Annotated in this window: 14 protein-coding genes; 9 read left to right on the top strand and 5 right to left on the bottom strand. The window is 59.6% G+C overall.

Features of this window, described 5'->3' with window-relative positions:
- Positions 1-153: 153 nt before the first annotated feature.
- Both prpB and ACM110_RS18050 read right to left on the bottom strand, forming a co-directional pair.
- The gene (gene prpB, locus ACM110_RS18055) at positions 154-1,044 is read right to left on the bottom strand and encodes a methylisocitrate lyase (protein ID WP_223544170.1); all 891 of its coding nucleotides are present in this window, start codon (positions 1,042-1,044) and stop codon (positions 154-156) included.
- Entirely contained in the window at positions 1,041-1,760 is a 720-nt protein-coding gene (locus ACM110_RS18050; RefSeq protein ID WP_416128833.1) for a GntR family transcriptional regulator, read from the bottom strand. The genes prpB and ACM110_RS18050 overlap by 4 nt, the downstream gene beginning before the upstream one ends.
- A gap of 298 nt (positions 1,761-2,058) precedes the next feature.
- Between ACM110_RS18050 and ACM110_RS18045 the strand changes: the two genes are divergently transcribed.
- The 4 genes from ACM110_RS18045 (at position 2,059) to pabB (ending at position 6,540) form a co-directional block, all read left to right on the top strand.
- A complete protein-coding gene (locus ACM110_RS18045) occupies positions 2,059-2,595 on the top strand; it encodes an ATP-dependent zinc protease (RefSeq protein WP_338585533.1) in 537 nt (178 codons plus the stop codon).
- 5 nt (positions 2,596-2,600) lie between these two features.
- A complete protein-coding gene (locus tag ACM110_RS18040) occupies positions 2,601-4,136 on the top strand; it encodes an inactive transglutaminase family protein (RefSeq protein WP_416128832.1) in 1,536 nt (511 codons plus the stop codon).
- Entirely contained in the window at positions 4,136-5,122 is a 987-nt protein-coding gene (locus ACM110_RS18035) for an alpha-L-glutamate ligase-like protein (protein ID WP_416128831.1), read from the top strand. The genes ACM110_RS18040 and ACM110_RS18035 overlap by 1 nt, the downstream gene beginning before the upstream one ends.
- 80 nt (positions 5,123-5,202) lie before the next feature.
- Positions 5,203-6,540 (top strand): aminodeoxychorismate synthase component I, encoded by a 1,338-nt coding sequence (gene pabB, locus ACM110_RS18030; protein ID WP_416128830.1) that lies wholly within the window; start codon positions 5,203-5,205, stop codon positions 6,538-6,540.
- 114 nt (positions 6,541-6,654) lie between these two features.
- Here pabB and thrH read toward each other — a convergent pair whose 3' ends face one another.
- On the bottom strand, positions 6,655-7,272 hold the full coding sequence (thrH, locus tag ACM110_RS18025; protein ID WP_416128829.1) for a bifunctional phosphoserine phosphatase/homoserine phosphotransferase ThrH: 618 nt from the start codon (positions 7,270-7,272) through the stop codon (positions 6,655-6,657).
- A 163-nt stretch (positions 7,273-7,435) separates the two neighbouring features.
- Here thrH and ACM110_RS18020 point away from each other — a divergent pair, with 163 nt between their 5' ends.
- From ACM110_RS18020 to ACM110_RS18010, 3 genes are all read left to right on the top strand, one after another.
- On the top strand, positions 7,436-8,176 hold the full coding sequence (locus ACM110_RS18020) for a phosphoadenylyl-sulfate reductase (protein ID WP_007971943.1): 741 nt from the start codon (positions 7,436-7,438) through the stop codon (positions 8,174-8,176).
- 557 nt (positions 8,177-8,733) lie between these two features.
- Positions 8,734-10,272, top strand: a complete 1,539-nt coding sequence (locus ACM110_RS18015; RefSeq protein WP_338585528.1) for an NCS1 family nucleobase:cation symporter-1 — start codon at positions 8,734-8,736, stop codon at positions 10,270-10,272.
- A 56-nt stretch (positions 10,273-10,328) separates the two neighbouring features.
- Positions 10,329-11,057 carry an aspartate/glutamate racemase family protein gene (locus ACM110_RS18010; protein ID WP_416128828.1) on the top strand — a complete coding sequence of 243 codons (729 nt, stop codon included), beginning with the start codon at positions 10,329-10,331 and terminating at the stop codon, positions 11,055-11,057.
- Positions 11,058-11,187: 130 nt separating this feature from the next.
- Here ACM110_RS18010 and ACM110_RS18005 read toward each other — a convergent pair whose 3' ends face one another.
- The gene (locus ACM110_RS18005) at positions 11,188-12,114 is read right to left on the bottom strand and encodes a LysR family transcriptional regulator (protein WP_338585525.1); all 927 of its coding nucleotides are present in this window, start codon (positions 12,112-12,114) and stop codon (positions 11,188-11,190) included.
- A gap of 125 nt (positions 12,115-12,239) precedes the next feature.
- On the opposite strand from ACM110_RS18005, the gene ACM110_RS18000 reads away from it, so the two are divergent.
- Positions 12,240-12,986 carry a 3-oxoacyl-ACP reductase family protein gene (locus ACM110_RS18000; protein WP_416128827.1) on the top strand — a complete coding sequence of 249 codons (747 nt, stop codon included), beginning with the start codon at positions 12,240-12,242 and terminating at the stop codon, positions 12,984-12,986.
- A 54-nt stretch (positions 12,987-13,040) separates the two neighbouring features.
- On the opposite strand, the gene ACM110_RS17995 is transcribed toward ACM110_RS18000, so the two are convergent.
- Positions 13,041-13,736: an HAD-IA family hydrolase gene (locus ACM110_RS17995; protein ID WP_416128826.1), complete on the bottom strand. Its 696-nt coding sequence runs from the start codon at positions 13,734-13,736 to the stop codon at positions 13,041-13,043.
- A 248-nt stretch (positions 13,737-13,984) separates the two neighbouring features.
- On the opposite strand from ACM110_RS17995, the gene ACM110_RS17990 reads away from it, so the two are divergent.
- A partial coding sequence (locus ACM110_RS17990) for a DUF6531 domain-containing protein (protein WP_416128825.1) occupies positions 13,985-15,545 on the top strand: 1,561 nt, incomplete at its 3' end.

The following is a 15,545-nucleotide window of genomic DNA, read 5'->3' as shown; positions in this document are numbered from 1 at the left end:
CAATTTTCTTGAATTTGTTAGGGAATCGGCAAATTGTGCTTCATCAGGTTATTCGGGTGGTTCTCGAAAGATCGCAGCCTCGTTGCACTCGACAGCTCCTACAGGGGAGCGCGATTCATGTAGGAGCTGCCGGAGGCTGCGATCTTTTGATCTTCATTTTTTCGCCGCAAACAACGCATCGAGCTTCTGCTCGAAGGTGTGGTAGTCGATGCGATCGTAAAGCTCCATGCGAGTCTGCATGGTGTCGATGACGTTCTGTTGCGTGCCGTCGCGGCGGATCGCGGTGTAGACGTTTTCCGCAGCTTTGTTCATGGCACGGAAGGCGGACAGCGGATACAGCACCAGCGACACGTCGGCAGCGGCGAGTTGCTCGGTGGTGTACAGCGGGGTCGCGCCGAATTCGGTGATGTTGGCCAGGATCGGCGCTTTCACGCGGTTGGCGAACAGCTTGTACATATCCAGTTCGGTGATGGCTTCCGGGAACACCATGTCGGCGCCAGCCTCGATGCACGCGGCGGCGCGATCCAGGGCAGACTCCAGACCTTCCACCGCCAGGGCGTCGGTGCGGGCCATGATCACGAAGCTGTCGTCAGTACGCGCATCAACGGCTGCCTTGATGCGGTCGACCATTTCCTGCTGCGAAACGATTTCTTTATTAGGACGGTGGCCGCAACGCTTGGCGCCGACCTGGTCTTCGATGTGAATCGCCGCCGCGCCGAACTTGATCATCGACTTGACGGTGCGCGCCACGTTGAACGCCGAGGAACCGAAACCGGTGTCTACATCCACCAGCAACGGCAGGTCGCAGACGTCGGTGATGCGGCGCACGTCGGTCAGCACGTCATCCAGGCCGGTGATGCCCAGGTCCGGCACGCCGAGGGAGCCGGCAGCCACACCGCCACCCGACAGGTAGATCGCCTTGAAACCGGCGCGCTTGGCCAGCAGCGCGTGGTTGGCGTTGATCGCGCCGACCACTTGCAATGGATGCTCGCTGGCGACCGCATCGCGGAAACGCTGGCCTGGAGTGCTCTTGTTCAAACTCATGACTCACCTCGTTTGGCTGTCGGGTTGGCGCCGTCCTGGTAGTGACGGGCGATGTTGCGTTTGGAGGCGCCGATGTGACGGCGCATCAACAACTCGGCCAGTTCACCGTCACGGTCGGCGATGGCATCGAGAATTCGGTGGTGTTCGGCAAAGGCCTGGTGCGGGCGATTGGGCGTGGTGGAAAACTGGATGCGGTACATGCGCACCAGTTGATAGAGCTCGCCGCAGAGCATTTGCGTCAGGGTGCGGTTGCCGCTGCCCTGGATGATTCGGTAGTGAAAGTCGAAATCGCCTTCCTGCTGGTAGTAGCCGCGACCGGCCTGGAAAGCCTCATCGCGCTCGTGGGTTTCCAGCACTTGGCGTAATTCGTTGATTTCTTCGACGGTCATGCGCTCGGCGGCCAGACGACAGGCCATGCCTTCGAGGGATTCGCGAATCTCATAGAGCTCCAGCAGCTCGGCGTGATTGAGCGAAACCACCCGCGCCCCGACGTGCGGCACGCGCACCAGCAGGCGCTGACCTTCCAGGCGATGGATAGCTTCGCGCAGCGGCCCACGACTGATGCCATAGGTGCGCGCCAGTTCCGGTTCGGAGATTTTGCTGCCCGGAGCGATCTCGCCTTTGACGATGGCCGCTTGAATACGGCGGAAGACATTCTCGGAAAGCGTCTCCGTATCATCTTGGGTAGAAACCGGGGGATCGAGTTGATCCAGCATATTGTCGACACCTTGAAAGCCAATGCCGCAAAAACTAGCGAATACGCCCGCCTTAGTCAAAGGATAATTGGATATTGTTGACAATCGGCTAATAACCGACCGCACCATAACGAAGCAGTCCGTCTGCTTATAGCCAGCCGCCAGCGCTGGCGCCACAAACCCACCGTGCTAGAATGCCGCCCGCATTTGTTTGTCACATCTGCACTGTCTGTCATAAATAGCTGATAGGCATACGAGGAGCTTGCGCAGCGATGCCAGGGTCTTGAATCAAAGTACGGACCGCTGCGCACCAGGATTTATGAGACTCAAGCCCTTCCCCGCATTCCTTTATTTTCTTTTCTTGCCTGGCGCAGCGATGGCGGGGGAAAAGACTGTGTATGGCCTCAACGAATACGCGTCGCTGGGCGGCATCGACCTGGAAGTGGCCGCCAAACTCGATACCGGGGCGAAAACCGCTTCCCTGAGCGCCCGCGACATCAAGCGTTTCAAACGCAATGGCGAATCCTGGGTGCGTTTCTATCTGGCCATCGACGCCGCGCATTCACACCCGATCGAACGCCCGCTGGCCCGCGTCAGCAAGATCAAGCGCCGGGCCGGCGACTACGATCCGGAAGAAGGCAAGAAGTACACCGCCCGTCCGGTGATCGAGCTGGATATCTGCATGGGCTCGGCTTTGCGCAGCATCGAAGTGAACCTTACTGACCGAAGTGCCTTCCAATACCCGCTCTTGATCGGCTCCGAAGCGCTCAAACGCTTCGATGCGCTGGTCGACCCCAGTCTTAAATACGCTGCCGGCAAACCCGCCTGCGCTACCGACGCTCATACCGCAGAGTAATTCCAATGCGCTCTCTTACCCTTCATCTGAAAATGCTGATCGCCATCCTGGTGGTGCTGGGCATTTCAGTTACGGCCTATCAGATCTTCGTGCTGGGCATTCCCGTGACCGAAGACGCCACCGACGACTTGTGGAACATCGACGCCAAGGTCGAGTTCGTCGCCAGTGCCAAGGACCCGGTCAAGATCCAGATGTTCGTGCCGCCACTGAGCCGCGACTACGTGAGCCTCAACGAGAGCTTCATCTCCAATAACTACGGCGTGGCCGTGAACCGGGTCGACGGTAACCGCAAGGTCACCTGGTCGGCACGTCGGGCCAAGGGCAACCAGACGCTTTATTACCGCCTGGTGCTGACCAAGCGCTACACCGCTGAAAAAGCCAAGATCAAAGGCCCGACCTTCCGCGACAGCATTGCCGTGGAAGGCGCGGAGAAACTCGCCGCCGAAGCGCTGCTCGCGCCGATCCGCCAGCATTCGGCGGACGTCGAGACCTTCATCAGCGAAGCGATCAAGCGGGTCAACAACAGCAACGACGACAATGCCAAGATGCTGCTGGCCGGTGACCCGACGCCGGCGCACAAGGCGAAGATCGTCGAACTGTTGCTGTCCATCGCCCACGTGCCGGTGGAAAAAGTCCACACCATCCGTCTGGTGGCCGACCAACCGCAGACCCCGGAACTCTGGCTGCGCAGCTTCAATGGCACCGACTGGCTGTACTTCAACCCGGAAACCGGTGAACAAGGCCTGCCGACCGACCGCCTGCTGTGGTGGACCGGCGACGAAAACCTGATCACCGTCGATGGCGGCAAGAAAGCCACTGTCACTTTCAGCATGAACAACAGCGAAATGAACGCCATTCGCCTCGCCAAGCTGACCGACGAAAACACCGACGCCAATTTCCTCGAATACTCGCTGTACGGCTTGCCGCTGCAAACCCAGCAAACTTTCATGATCATGGTGATGATCCCGATCGGCGTGCTGGTGATCCTGATCCTGCGCAACCTGATCGGCCTGCAGACCCTCGGCACCTTTACCCCGGTGCTGATCGCCCTGGCCTTCCGCGAAACCCAGCTCGGCTTCGGCATCGCGCTGTTCACGATCATCACCGCACTGGGGCTGTCGCTGCGTTCCTACCTTGAACACCTGAAGCTGCAAATGCTGCCGAGACTGTCGGTGGTGCTGACGTTCGTGGTGGTGTTGATCGCGGCGATCAGCCTGTTCAGCCACAAGCTCGGCCTGGAGCGCGGCTTGTCGGTGGCACTATTCCCGATGGTGATCCTGACCATGACCATCGAACGCCTGTCGATCACCTGGGAAGAACGCGGCGCCAGCCACGCCATGAAAGTGGCGATCGGCACGCTGTTCGCCGCGTCCCTGGCGCACCTGATCATGAGCGTGCCGGAACTGGTGTACTTCGTGTTCACCTTCCCGGCGATCCTGCTGATTCTGGTGGGCTTCATGTTGGCGATGGGTCGTTATCGCGGCTACCGCCTGACCGAACTGGTGCGCTTCAAGGCCTTCCTGAAAAAGGCTGACGCTTGATGTTCGGCTTCTGGAAAACCTGGAGGGCCCTGGAAGCCCGGGGCATCATGGGCATCAATCGGCGTAACGCAGACTACGTGCTCAAGTATAACAAGCGCAGCCTGTACCCGATTGTCGATGACAAGATCATCACCAAGGAACGTGCGATCGCCGCCGGCATCCATGTGCCGGAGTTGTATGGCGTGATCTCCACCGAGAAGGAAATCGACAAGCTCGGCGAGATCATCGACGGGCGCAACGATTTCGTGATCAAGCCGGCCCAGGGCGCCGGCGGTGACGGCATCATTGTCGTCGCCGACCGCTTCGAAGGTCGCTACCGCACGGTGTCCGGCAAGATCATCCCCCATGAAGAAATCGAGCACCATATTTCCAGCATTCTCACCGGTCTGTACTCCCTCGGTGGGCACCGCGACCGGGCGCTGATCGAATACCGGGTGATACCGGACCAGATCTTCAAGAGCATCAGCTATGAAGGCGTGCCCGACATCCGCATCATCGTGCTGATGGGCTACCCGGTGATGGCCATGCTGCGCCTGCCGACCCGGCAGTCCGGCGGCAAGGCCAACCTGCACCAGGGCGCCATCGGCGTCGGCGTCGACCTCGCCACCGGCCTGACGCTGCGCGGCACCTGGTTGAACAACATCATCACCAAACACCCGGACACCACCAATGCGGTGGACGGCGTGCAACTGCCCTACTGGGACGGTTTCATGAAACTCGCCGCCGGTTGCTATGAGCTGTGCGGGCTGGGTTACATCGGCGTTGATATGGTGCTGGACCAGGAAAAAGGCCCGCTGATCCTGGAACTCAATGCCCGTCCGGGCTTGAACATCCAGATTGCCAACGATTGCGGCCTGACGTTGCGCACCCATGCCGTCGAGGCGCGACTGGAAGAACTGAAGGCTCGCGGTGTGATCGAAACCGTCGAAGAGCGCGTGGCATTTGTGCAGGAAATGTTTGGGCATATTCCGCCGGTTGAAGGTTGATCCCACACATCCCCTCTAGGAGCAACTCCCCGGGGGGACTACAATCGCCCCCCCGCCTCGATGGCTGATCTACCCCGCCCATGCTGACCTGTTCCGTACACCCGCTCCCCTATCGCGCCAACCCCGCCGAGTACTTCGCGGCCATTCGTCATGCGCCCGGCGCCGTGCTGCTCGACAGTGGCCGCCCCAGCGCCGACCGCGGTCGTTACGACTTGCTCAGCGCCTGGCCGCTGGAACAACTGACGGTATCGCCCGACGAAAGTGGCGGCGATTTCCTGCAACGCCTGCGCGACAAGCTGAAACAACTCGGTGAAGCAACGGTCGCCCATGACCTGCCGTTCGCCGGCGGTTTGATCGGTTATCTGAGCTACGACTTCGGTCGGCACCTGGAGAACCTGCCAAGCCAGGCACAGGACGATCTGCAATTGCCGGACGCACGTTTCGGCTTGTACGCCTGGGCGCTGATCAGCGATCACCAACAGGCCACCAGCCAACTGGTGTTTCACCCGACGCTGCTCGACAGCGAACGTCAGCGCCTGATTCAGCTGTTCAGTCAGCCTGTAGCTGAAACGGCCACGCCGTTCAAATTGCAAGCGCCGATGAACGCCGACCTGAGCGCTGAGCAGTATCGCCAGGCAATCGAGCGCATCCAGCAGTACATCCAGGCTGGCGATTGCTATCAGGTTAATTTCGCCCAGCGTTTCCGTGCACCCTGCCAAGGTGATCCATGGACCGCGTACTGCGCACTTCGGCTGGCGTGCCCGACACCGTTTTCCGGTTTTCAGAGCCTGCCCGATGGCGGCGCCGTTTTGAGCCTGTCGCCGGAGCGCTTCGTCAAAGTCAGCGAGCGCCATGTGGAAACCCGCCCGATCAAAGGCACGCGCCCGCGCGGTCTGTCGCCTGCCGAAGACGCAGCAAACGCCGCCGAACTCCTGGCGAGCCCCAAGGACCGCGCGGAAAACCTGATGATCGTCGACTTGCTGCGCAACGATCTCGGCCGCACCTGCCGCACCGGCTCGGTATCGGTGCCGGAATTGTTCAGCCTGGAAAGCTACCCGAACGTGCATCACCTGGTGAGCAGCGTGACCGGCGAACTGGCGGATGATCGCGATGCGCTGGACCTGATTGCCGGCAGCTTCCCTGGCGGCTCGATCACCGGCGCGCCGAAGATTCGGGCGATGCAGATCATCGACGAACTGGAACCGACGCGACGCGGGTTGTATTGCGGCTCATTGCTGTATCTGGACGTGCGCGGCGAGATGGACAGCTCCATCGCCATTCGCAGTTTGCTGGCCAAGGATGGGCAGGTGTGTTGCTGGGGCGGTGGCGGAATCGTCGCCGATTCCGAGTGGCAAGCTGAATATCAGGAATCGATCACCAAGGTGAAGGTGCTGCTCGATACCCTGCAAAACCTCTGACACCCTGCCCCTGTAGGAGCTGTCGAGTGAAACGAGGCTGCGATCCTTTGATCTTGCTCTTAACAACAGGATAAAAAGATCGCAGCCTTCGGCAGCTCCTACAGGTGAGCGGGTTTACAGGCCTAAAGTGCGGTTAGACGCCTTGATGAACTCCTGCTTCAATTCCTCAAACGTATGCACCGCCGGGAACTGCGGGAACTCGGCAATCACGTTATCCGGCGCATGGAACAGAATCCCGGCATCCGCCTCGCCCAGCATCGTGGTGTCGTTGTAGGAATCGCCCGCCGCGATCACCCGGTAATAGAGGCTCTTGAACGCCAGGACCGACTGCCGCTTGGGATCTTTCTGACGCAACTGATAGCTGGTCACCCGCCCGGTGTCGTCGGTAATCAGACGATGGCAGAGCAAGGTCGGGAAGCCCAATTGACGCATCAGCGGCTGGGAAAACTCGTAGAACGTGTCCGACAGAATCACCACCTGGAAGCGCTCGCGCAGCCAGTTGACGAACTCGACCGCGCCGTCCAGCGGCTTGAGAGTGGCGATCACTTCCTGGATGTCGGCGAGTTTCAGGCCGTGTTCGTCGAGAATCCGCAGGCGCTGCTTCATCAGCACGTCGTAGTCGGGAATGTCCCGGGTGGTGGCCCTGAGGGATTCGATCCCGGTTTTTTCGGCAAAGGCGATCCAGATTTCCGGGACCAGCACACCTTCAAGATCCAGACAGGCAATTTCCACAAGACACTCCCATTTGTATTGTTTATTAAGTCGAGCGAGGCCGAACTCTAGCGACTCCTCCCCCACCGCGCAACGCAGAGGACGCCCCGAGCGGCGCAGCTTTTTGTTACCATCGGCCCCATATAGAGCGCCCAGCGCCACCGACCTGTAGGAAGCCGCCCTGATGAGCCCAACGTTCGACGTCGTGGAACTCGCCACGACCTATGCCAACAAATCCGCCCAGGACATCCTGAAACTCGCGTTTGCCGAGTTCGGCGATGACCTGTGGATATCTTTCAGCGGCGCCGAGGATGTGGTGCTGGTGGACATGGCCTGGAAGCTGAACAAGAACGTCAAGGTGTTCAGCCTCGACACCGGCCGCTTGCATCCCGAGACCTACCGCTTCATCGATCAGGTGCGCGAGCACTACAAGATCGACATCGAACTGGTGTCGCCGGACTACACCAAACTCGAACCGTTCGTGAAGGAAAAAGGCCTGTTCAGTTTCTACAAGGACGGCCATGGCGAATGCTGCGGCATCCGCAAGATCGAACCGCTGCGCCGCAAGCTGTCCGGCGTGAAAGCCTGGGCCACCGGCCAGCGCCGTGACCAGAGCCCGGGCACCCGCAGTGCCGTCGCGGTGATGGAAATCGACACCGCGTTCTCCACCCCGGAACGCACCCTGTACAAGTTCAACCCGCTGGCGCAGATGACCAGCGAAGAGATCTGGGGCTACATCCGCATGCTGGAGCTACCGTACAACAGCCTGCATGAGCGCGGGTTCATCAGCATCGGTTGCGAACCGTGCACCCGCCCGGTGCTGCCGAACCAGCATGAGCGCGAAGGCCGATGGTGGTGGGAAGAAGCCACCCAGAAAGAATGTGGGTTGCATGCGGGGAATATCATCAGCAAATCCAAAGCGTAACCCCCTGTAGGAGCGAGCCTGCTCGCGATGACGGACTGACAATCAACATGTGTGTCGGCTGATCTACCGCTATCGCGAGCAGGCTCACTCCTACAGGGTGCGTGTGCGGCTCAAAAAATGTGTACACACGAATGTCACCATCGGTGGCATTTATGTGTGCAATTTTTTGTTTCTACGCCCCAAAAAGTTACATTCTTTCGCCTCCCAACCCTGCCAAACCTTTCCGAACCTCTTCAGAAAAATAAATACCTGTTCAACCGGTCAATTTATATTTTCTATTTTTCAGTCACTTGGCGAAAAGCCATAACAAAACGAAATGAGCAGCGCATTTCATAGATGCTTCCACTGGCATGGAACTCGCTTAAGTGCATACATGTTTTGTATACAATCATATCAAAGCATACACACACTTTAGATCCGCAAGCCTGAAGCGCCCTATCCCGTACAGGCTGCAGATGCCCCGTAACCAATGATATTCGCTACACCGCGACGAAGATTTGTCGAGCCAAGCGCTCATGCACAGTCATCGCGGTGTCGAGCATCAGGAGCCTGCCGGAATGCGTACAAGTCTCTCAAACAACAATATTGCGCTGGATCTACCCTCCTCCCACGCCACCCAAACCGCTTTTGATCCAACACTTGAATCTGTCGTGCTCAGCCCCCGCCTGCACAACAAAGACCTCGCGCCAACCAAGGCCGAAGGCCGACGCTGGGGTCGCTACAGTATCTTCGCGTTGTGGACCAACGATGTGCACAACATCGCCAACTACTCGTTCGCCATCGGTCTTTACGCTTTGGGCCTTGGCGGCTGGCAGATTCTCCTGTCCCTGGGAATCGGCGCCGCGCTGGTGTACTTCTTCATGAACCTGTCCGGCTACATGGGCCAAAAGACCGGTGTGCCGTTTCCGGTCATCAGCCGGATCAGTTTCGGCATTCATGGCGCGCAGATTCCTGCGCTGATCCGTGCCGTGATCGCCATCGCCTGGTTCGGCATTCAGACTTACCTGGCATCAGTGGTCTTCCGCGTGTTGTTGACCGCCGTCCACCCCGGATTCGCAGACTACGACCACGACTCGATTCTCGGTTTGTCGACCTTGGGCTGGGTGTGTTTCGTGGCAATCTGGTTCGTGCAATTGGCGATCCTCGCCTACGGCATGGAGATGGTGCGGCGTTATGAGGCGTTTGCCGGGCCGGTGATTTTGCTGACCGTCGCCGCCCTCGCCGCCTGGATGTACTTTCAGGCCAACGCAACCATCGCCTGGTCGATCCGTGAGCCACTGACCGGTGGCGAGATGTGGCGCAACATCTTTGCCGGCGGCGCACTGTGGCTGGCGATCTACGGCACGCTGATCCTCAACTTCTGCGACTTCGCGCGCTCGTCGCCGTGCCGCAAGACCATCAAGGTCGGAAACTTCTGGGGTCTGCCGGTCAACATTCTGGTGTTCGCCGCCATCACCGTCCTGCTGTGTGGCGCGCAATTTCAGATCAATGGGCGGATCATCGAAAGCCCGACAGAAATCATCGCCTCGATTCCCAACACGTTCTTCCTGGTCCTCGGTTGCCTGGCGTTCCTGATCGTCACCGTGGCGGTGAACATCATGGCCAACTTCGTTGCCCCGGCCTTTGTGCTCAGCAACCTGGCGCCGAAATACCTGACCTTCCGCCGCGCGGGGTTGATCAGCGCGACCATCGCCGTGCTGATCCTGCCGTGGAACCTTTACAACAGCCCATTGGTGATCGTGTACTTCCTGTCGGGTCTCGGCGCGCTGCTCGGCCCGTTGTATGGCGTGATCATGGTCGACTACTGGCTTGTACGAAAAGGTCAGGTCAACGTGCCGCAGTTGTACAGCGAAGACCCGAACGGCGCTTATTACTACAGCCGTGGAGTCAATTTGCGCGCCGTGGCGGCATTCATTCCCGCAGCCCTGATCGCCATCGTCCTGGCGCTGGTACCGGGCTTCCATTTGGTGTCGCCGTTCTCCTGGCTGATTGGCGCCGCGATTGCCGGCTTGCTCTACCTGATCATCGCCAAACGCCAACCGCACTACGCCGACGTCAGCGGCGAAGCCATCGCGGTCGACAACGTCAGCCATTAACTCCATCGCGGCCCGGCAGCGTCGGGCCGCAGAACCACCCGCTATAAGGACTTCCCATGCGAATTCTCGTGGTCAACGTCAACACCACCGAATCCATCACCCAGGCCATCGCCCGCTCGGCCCAGGCCGTGGCCGCACCCGGCACGGAAATCGTCGGCCTGACGCCCTTCTTCGGTGCCGACTCCATCGAAGGTAATTTCGAAAGCTACCTAGCCGCTATCGCAGTCATGGACCGGGTAATGTCATACGACCAACCCTTCGATGCCGTGATCCAGGCCGGCTATGGCGAACACGGCCGCGAAGGTCTACAGGAATTGCTCAACGTGCCCGTGGTGGACATCACCGACGCTGCGGCGAGCACCGCGATGTTCCTCGGTCACGCCTATTCGGTCGTCACCACGCTCGACCGCACCGTGCCGCTGATCGAAGATCGCCTGAAACTCTCCGGGCTCTGGGACCGCTGCGCTTCGGTGCGAGCCAGCGGTCTGGCGGTGCTGGAACTGGAGCACGAACCGCAACGCGCATTGGAGGCCATCGTGCATCAAGCCGAGTTGGCGGTGACCCAGGACAAAGCCGAAGTGATCTGCCTGGGCTGCGGCGGCATGGCCGGGCTGGATGAGCAGATCCGCCAACGTACCGGCGTGCCGGTGATTGATGGTGTGACGGCGGCGGTAACCATCGCCGAGTCGTTGGTGCGGTTGGGATTGTCGACCTCGAAAGTGCGGACTTATGCGACACCGCGGCCAAAGAACATCATTGGCTGGCCGCAGAAGTTTATGCGATAGACCGCGTTATCGTTCATCGCGGGCAAGCCTGGCTCCCACAGGATCTGCGTCGTTTTCATTATTGAGGCAGGCACAGAACCTGTGTGAGCGTGGCTTGCCCGCGATGGCCACGCCTCGGTTTCAGCCCTGTTCAAATTGCACTGAACCGCTGCCCCAACCCCTGCTCCGCAAACTGCTCGATAATGAAATCAACAAACGCCCGGGTCTTGCCCGGCAGCAGTTTATGTTCCGCGTAGTAGATCGAAATACTGCCGTCATCGATGTACCAGTCCGGCAGCACTCGCTGCAACGTGCCCGCCTCCAGATAATTCACCGCAAACGGCATGCTCACCAGCGCAATGCCCAGGCCTTGTGCTGCGGCGGCGCATGCCGCATCCGAATCGCTCATGGTCATTCGAGCCTTGATCATCAACGGGCGGCAGTGTTGGGGGCTGCGGCCGATCAACTGCCAGGAACGCACGCGTCCGGTTTGCGGCGACCGGATCAGGATGCCGTCGTGATGCTGAAGGTCCTCCGGTTCCGTGATCGCTTCATGTCGCGCAAGATAATCTGCTGAAGCCAACAACACCCGATGCGCCGGTGCCAGCTTGCGCGCTACCACGCCTTGGGGCAGCTCAAAGCCACCACCAATCGCTGCATCAAAACCCTGGCCGATCAGGTCGACCTGGCGATTGTCGAAATGCCAGTCCGGATTGATCGCCGGAAAGCGCCGTAGAAATTCGCCAAGCAGCGGCACGACATACAATCGCCCGAACACCGTGCCCATGCTGACTTTCAAAGTCCCCGCCGGCCGCCCTTCGGCGTTGGCCAGATGAGCAACGGCGTTCTGGATGGTCGTCAGGCTGGCACTGACCTGACTCAAGAACAGCTGACCGGCCTCGGTCAGCGTCAGGCTGCGGGTGCTGCGCTGAAACAGCCGCACACCCAGTCGTGCTTCCAGTTTGGCCACGCTTTTGCCCACCGCCGCCGGCGTCAGGCTCAAGCGCCGCGCGGCTTCGGCGAAGCTGCCGACTTCGGCACTGCGTACAAAGCATTCGATACTGCTGAAGGTTTCCATGGCGCATCACTATAAACTTCTGGTTTACACAGACTATAGCAATTACCGTCTACACAGCCTGCAATCCTGAATCGATACTAGGCTCCATCAACCGGGACATCTCGCCTCGGGACTTGGAGATCGATATGACTACTCAGAACCTCAGCGGCAAAGTGGCATTGATTCAAGGCGGTTCCCGGGGCATCGGCGCAGCCATCGTCAAACGCCTGGCCGCTGAAGGCGCGACCGTTGCCTTCACCTACGTCAGCTCCACGGCAAAGGCTGAAGAACTGCAAAACACCATCATCGCCAACGGCGGCAAGGCCCTGGCCATCAAGGCTGACAGTGCCGACGCCGAAGCCATTCGCAACGCAGTTACGGCGACGGTAGAGACCTTTGGTCGACTGGATATCCTGGTCAACAACGCTGGTGTGCTGGCCGTTGCACCGCTGGAAGATTTCAAACTCGAAGATTTCGACCAGACCCTGGCCATCAACGTGCGCAGCGTGTTCATCGCCACCCAGGCCGCGGCCAAACACATGACCGAAGGCGGCCGGATCATCAACATCGGCAGCACCAACGCCGATCGCATGCCCTTCGCCGGTGGCGGTCCGTACGCCATGAGCAAATCGGCGCTGGTCGGCCTGACCAAGGGCCTGGCCCGTGACCTCGGCCCTAAAGGCATCACCATCAACAACGTGCAACCGGGCCCGGTCGATACCGACATGAACCCGGCCGATGGCGACTTCGCCGACAGCCTGATCCCGCTGATGGCTGTAGGGCGTTATGGCAAAGCCGAAGAGATCGCCAGTTTTGTCGCCTACCTCGTCAGTCCCGAGGCCGGCTATATCACGGGTGCGAGCCTGACCATCGACGGTGGTTTTGGCGCCTGATGAGTTAAACGCAATCCAAATGTGGGAGCGGGCTTGCTCCCACATTTTTTATCGTCAAACCCACTCAAGCGCCGGCAAGCCAAACGCACTCGGCTTGAAGGCTTTCAGCGTACGAAGAATGCCATCGGCGTGTGCGTATTTTTCGTCAGCCATGGCCGCATCCGGAATCGCAATCGCCGTCATCCCCGCTGCTTTCGCCGCCGTGACACCGAACGGCGAATCCTCGAACACCAGACAATCCTGCGGTGCGACACCCAAACGCCGCGCTGCGGTCAGAAAGATGTCCGGTGCCGGTTTGGCCGCGCCGACTTCCGGGTCATCGGCGGTGACGATGAAGTCGAACATGGCGAACCAATCGCGGTGCAGCGTGGTTTTCTGGCCGAACGACTGACTCGACGAACTGGTGCCCACCGCAATGGGAATGTTGTGAGCCTTCAGATGCCGGACCAGTTCCTGTGCGCCAGGCATCGCCTGTGCTGTAGGAAAACGCTCACGCATCAACGGCTCGCGGATCAGCAGAAACTCTTCGGCTGTAATTGGCAGGTCCAGCGCCTCGACCACGTAACGTGCTAGGTCACCGGCACCGCGACCGATGATGTGTTGCTTGAGGCTCCAGTCGAAGGTCCGCCCGTAACGCCCGGCAATGATCGACGTGACCTCGGTGTAAATGCCCTCGGTATCCAGCAGCAAGCCGTCCATATCGAAAATCACGGCCTTGATCGGGCCGAACTCATCCAGCGCTGCATTCATCGCATCTGATCCGTTTTCAATGACATCCCAGGCGGCTCAGGTGCAGCCGGCTCCGTGATTGATTAAAGGGTTCAGCAGCATAGCGGGCGGCGGCGACATGGAGCAACGGGCAAAACCCGAGCCGCGCAGAAGCGATATCGATGATTTAGCGATTCGCCCTACACCAAATACCGTTTTTCCCGACTTCTTTCTCGATTGATCCATCGCAGAGTTTCGCGCTCCCTCTTCACCCGAGCGAAAGACCGCGAATGTTCGATCCCGACAAGCTGCTGGCCCTGAACAACACCATCGGCTTGCTGGTGGTGGCTGCGATGAACCCGAAGCAGCCGGACATCGAAGCGCTGCTCGGTGATTTCCGTCTCTGTCTCAACGATTACGAAGCCTGGGCTGAAAGCTTCTGGGCCGGCGGGACTCTGGATGTCGAGCAGGTGTTCAAGGTCGGCCATGAAGTTCGCCTCAGCGCATCGAAGAAATCCACCACTCCCGTCAGTTCAACGATTGCCATGTGCCCGGCCAACGGCCCGCTGACACTGGTGCACATGTTTGAAGCCGCGCGCTTCGTGCCCATCGGCAATACGCCGGTGATGCTTGAGCCGTTAATCAACGAAGGCCAGGGCGAACCGCAGTATGGCAAGCCGATTCATAAAACCATCGGCCCCAGCGGCATCCTTGAAGTCGCCGACTGCTGGCGCGGCAATCGCTATCGCATCACCTTTTTTCCCAACGTCACCCGCGATCACGTCAAGGCGCTTTACGACTCCTATCAAGGCGTCCTCGGCGAACTCGAAGGCTGGTTGCGCAATGAATGGAGTACCGAGTTTCAACCTTTGTGGGCCGGGTTTTCCGAGGCAGCCTTCATTGAACGCTACGGCATGCTGCAACGCGCTGACTGGCGTGGCTTCGAAAACTCGCTGCACGGCTTGTGGGATGACGTTAAGCAGCTCTACGCCCTGATCTCCGACCTCCAGGCCAATAGCGCAAAGCTCCTGGAGTACTTGAGCGAAGCGGAAATTGAGGCGCTGCTGAAGGCCTCGTCCGAAACCATCGCCAATGTGTTGCTGGTGCTAAGCGACGAACCATTGATGTTCATTCATCTGGCGGCTTTCACCAGTTGGCTGCGGATGCTGCCGCCGCAATACATCGCTGAAGTCGTGGCGCAAGTTCGCACAGAGCTGTTGATCAGTTTCCTGCTCGTGCGACTGACCGGTCCTACAGGCTTGAAGCTCGGCATCAGCGTCAAGGTGCTCAACAAGATCAAGTCCGAGCGTGCTCGGCGTTGGTTGGCTGCCGCGGGTTTACGGATGTCGGAGCTGGCGAGGCGCTCTGATCTGAGCATTCATGCGAGCGCACTCAAACCGTTGATGCTCAATGCCCGGAACGCACCGCTGAGGCCTGCGCCAGCGGTGCCTCTACAGATCAGTGCGGCGGGAGCAGCGGATGTCTTAGTGGACAATCCGGTCGCCATTGCTCGCAACAAATCCGAAGCCAAGACACGGCTTGGCTGGCAGGAACATCGGGATGATGTTTCGGTTCAGGCGAAAAACCCCAACGGCGACAGCGCCGATTGTGCCGCGCTGACGTGCACCAACGGCTGCCCGGTGTCGCTGGTCTCCGGCGAAGAACTGCTGACCCTGACTGACGGCGTGCTTGATGGGCTGCTGCCGTTCGAGTTCACCCGTTTGTATCGCACCAGCGCCGTGGAACTCGACGGCGGCCTCGGTTTTGGCTGGAGCCATTCGCTGGCCCAACGCCTGGAAATCGACGGCGAGACGGTGGTCTGGGTCGATGCGGAGAACCGGCGCACGCCGT

It is taken from the genome of Pseudomonas sp. NFX98 (genome assembly GCF_047784845.1).
In the GTDB taxonomy this organism is placed as follows: Bacteria; Pseudomonadota; Gammaproteobacteria; order Pseudomonadales; family Pseudomonadaceae; genus Aquipseudomonas.
The sequence above is the reverse complement of the archived record's forward strand: the minus strand, read 5'-3'. Positions and strand labels throughout refer to the sequence as shown.

Bases quoted from the DNA above. Each gene is read 5' to 3' on its own strand.
- ACM110_RS18010 (WP_416128828.1), top strand. From the start codon at position 10,329: ATGCGAATTCTCGTGGTCAACGTCAACACCACCGAATCCATCACCCAG.
- ACM110_RS18015 (WP_338585528.1), top strand. From the start codon at position 8,734: ATGCGTACAAGTCTCTCAAACAACAATATTGCGCTGGATCTACCCTCC.
- ACM110_RS18000 (WP_416128827.1), top strand. From the start codon at position 12,240: ATGACTACTCAGAACCTCAGCGGCAAAGTGGCATTGATTCAAGGCGGT.
- ACM110_RS18045 (WP_338585533.1), top strand. From the start codon at position 2,059: ATGAGACTCAAGCCCTTCCCCGCATTCCTTTATTTTCTTTTCTTGCCT.
- ACM110_RS18050 (WP_416128833.1), bottom strand. From the start codon at position 1,760: ATGCTGGATCAACTCGATCCCCCGGTTTCTACCCAAGATGATACGGAG.
- ACM110_RS18020 (WP_007971943.1), top strand. From the start codon at position 7,436: ATGAGCCCAACGTTCGACGTCGTGGAACTCGCCACGACCTATGCCAAC.
- ACM110_RS18035 (WP_416128831.1), top strand. From the start codon at position 4,136: ATGTTCGGCTTCTGGAAAACCTGGAGGGCCCTGGAAGCCCGGGGCATC.
- ACM110_RS17995 (WP_416128826.1), bottom strand. From the start codon at position 13,736: ATGAATGCAGCGCTGGATGAGTTCGGCCCGATCAAGGCCGTGATTTTC.
- ACM110_RS18005 (WP_338585525.1), bottom strand. From the start codon at position 12,114: ATGGAAACCTTCAGCAGTATCGAATGCTTTGTACGCAGTGCCGAAGTC.
- pabB (WP_416128830.1), top strand. From the start codon at position 5,203: ATGCTGACCTGTTCCGTACACCCGCTCCCCTATCGCGCCAACCCCGCC.
- prpB (WP_223544170.1), bottom strand. From the start codon at position 1,044: ATGAGTTTGAACAAGAGCACTCCAGGCCAGCGTTTCCGCGATGCGGTC.
- ACM110_RS18040 (WP_416128832.1), top strand. From the start codon at position 2,601: ATGCGCTCTCTTACCCTTCATCTGAAAATGCTGATCGCCATCCTGGTG.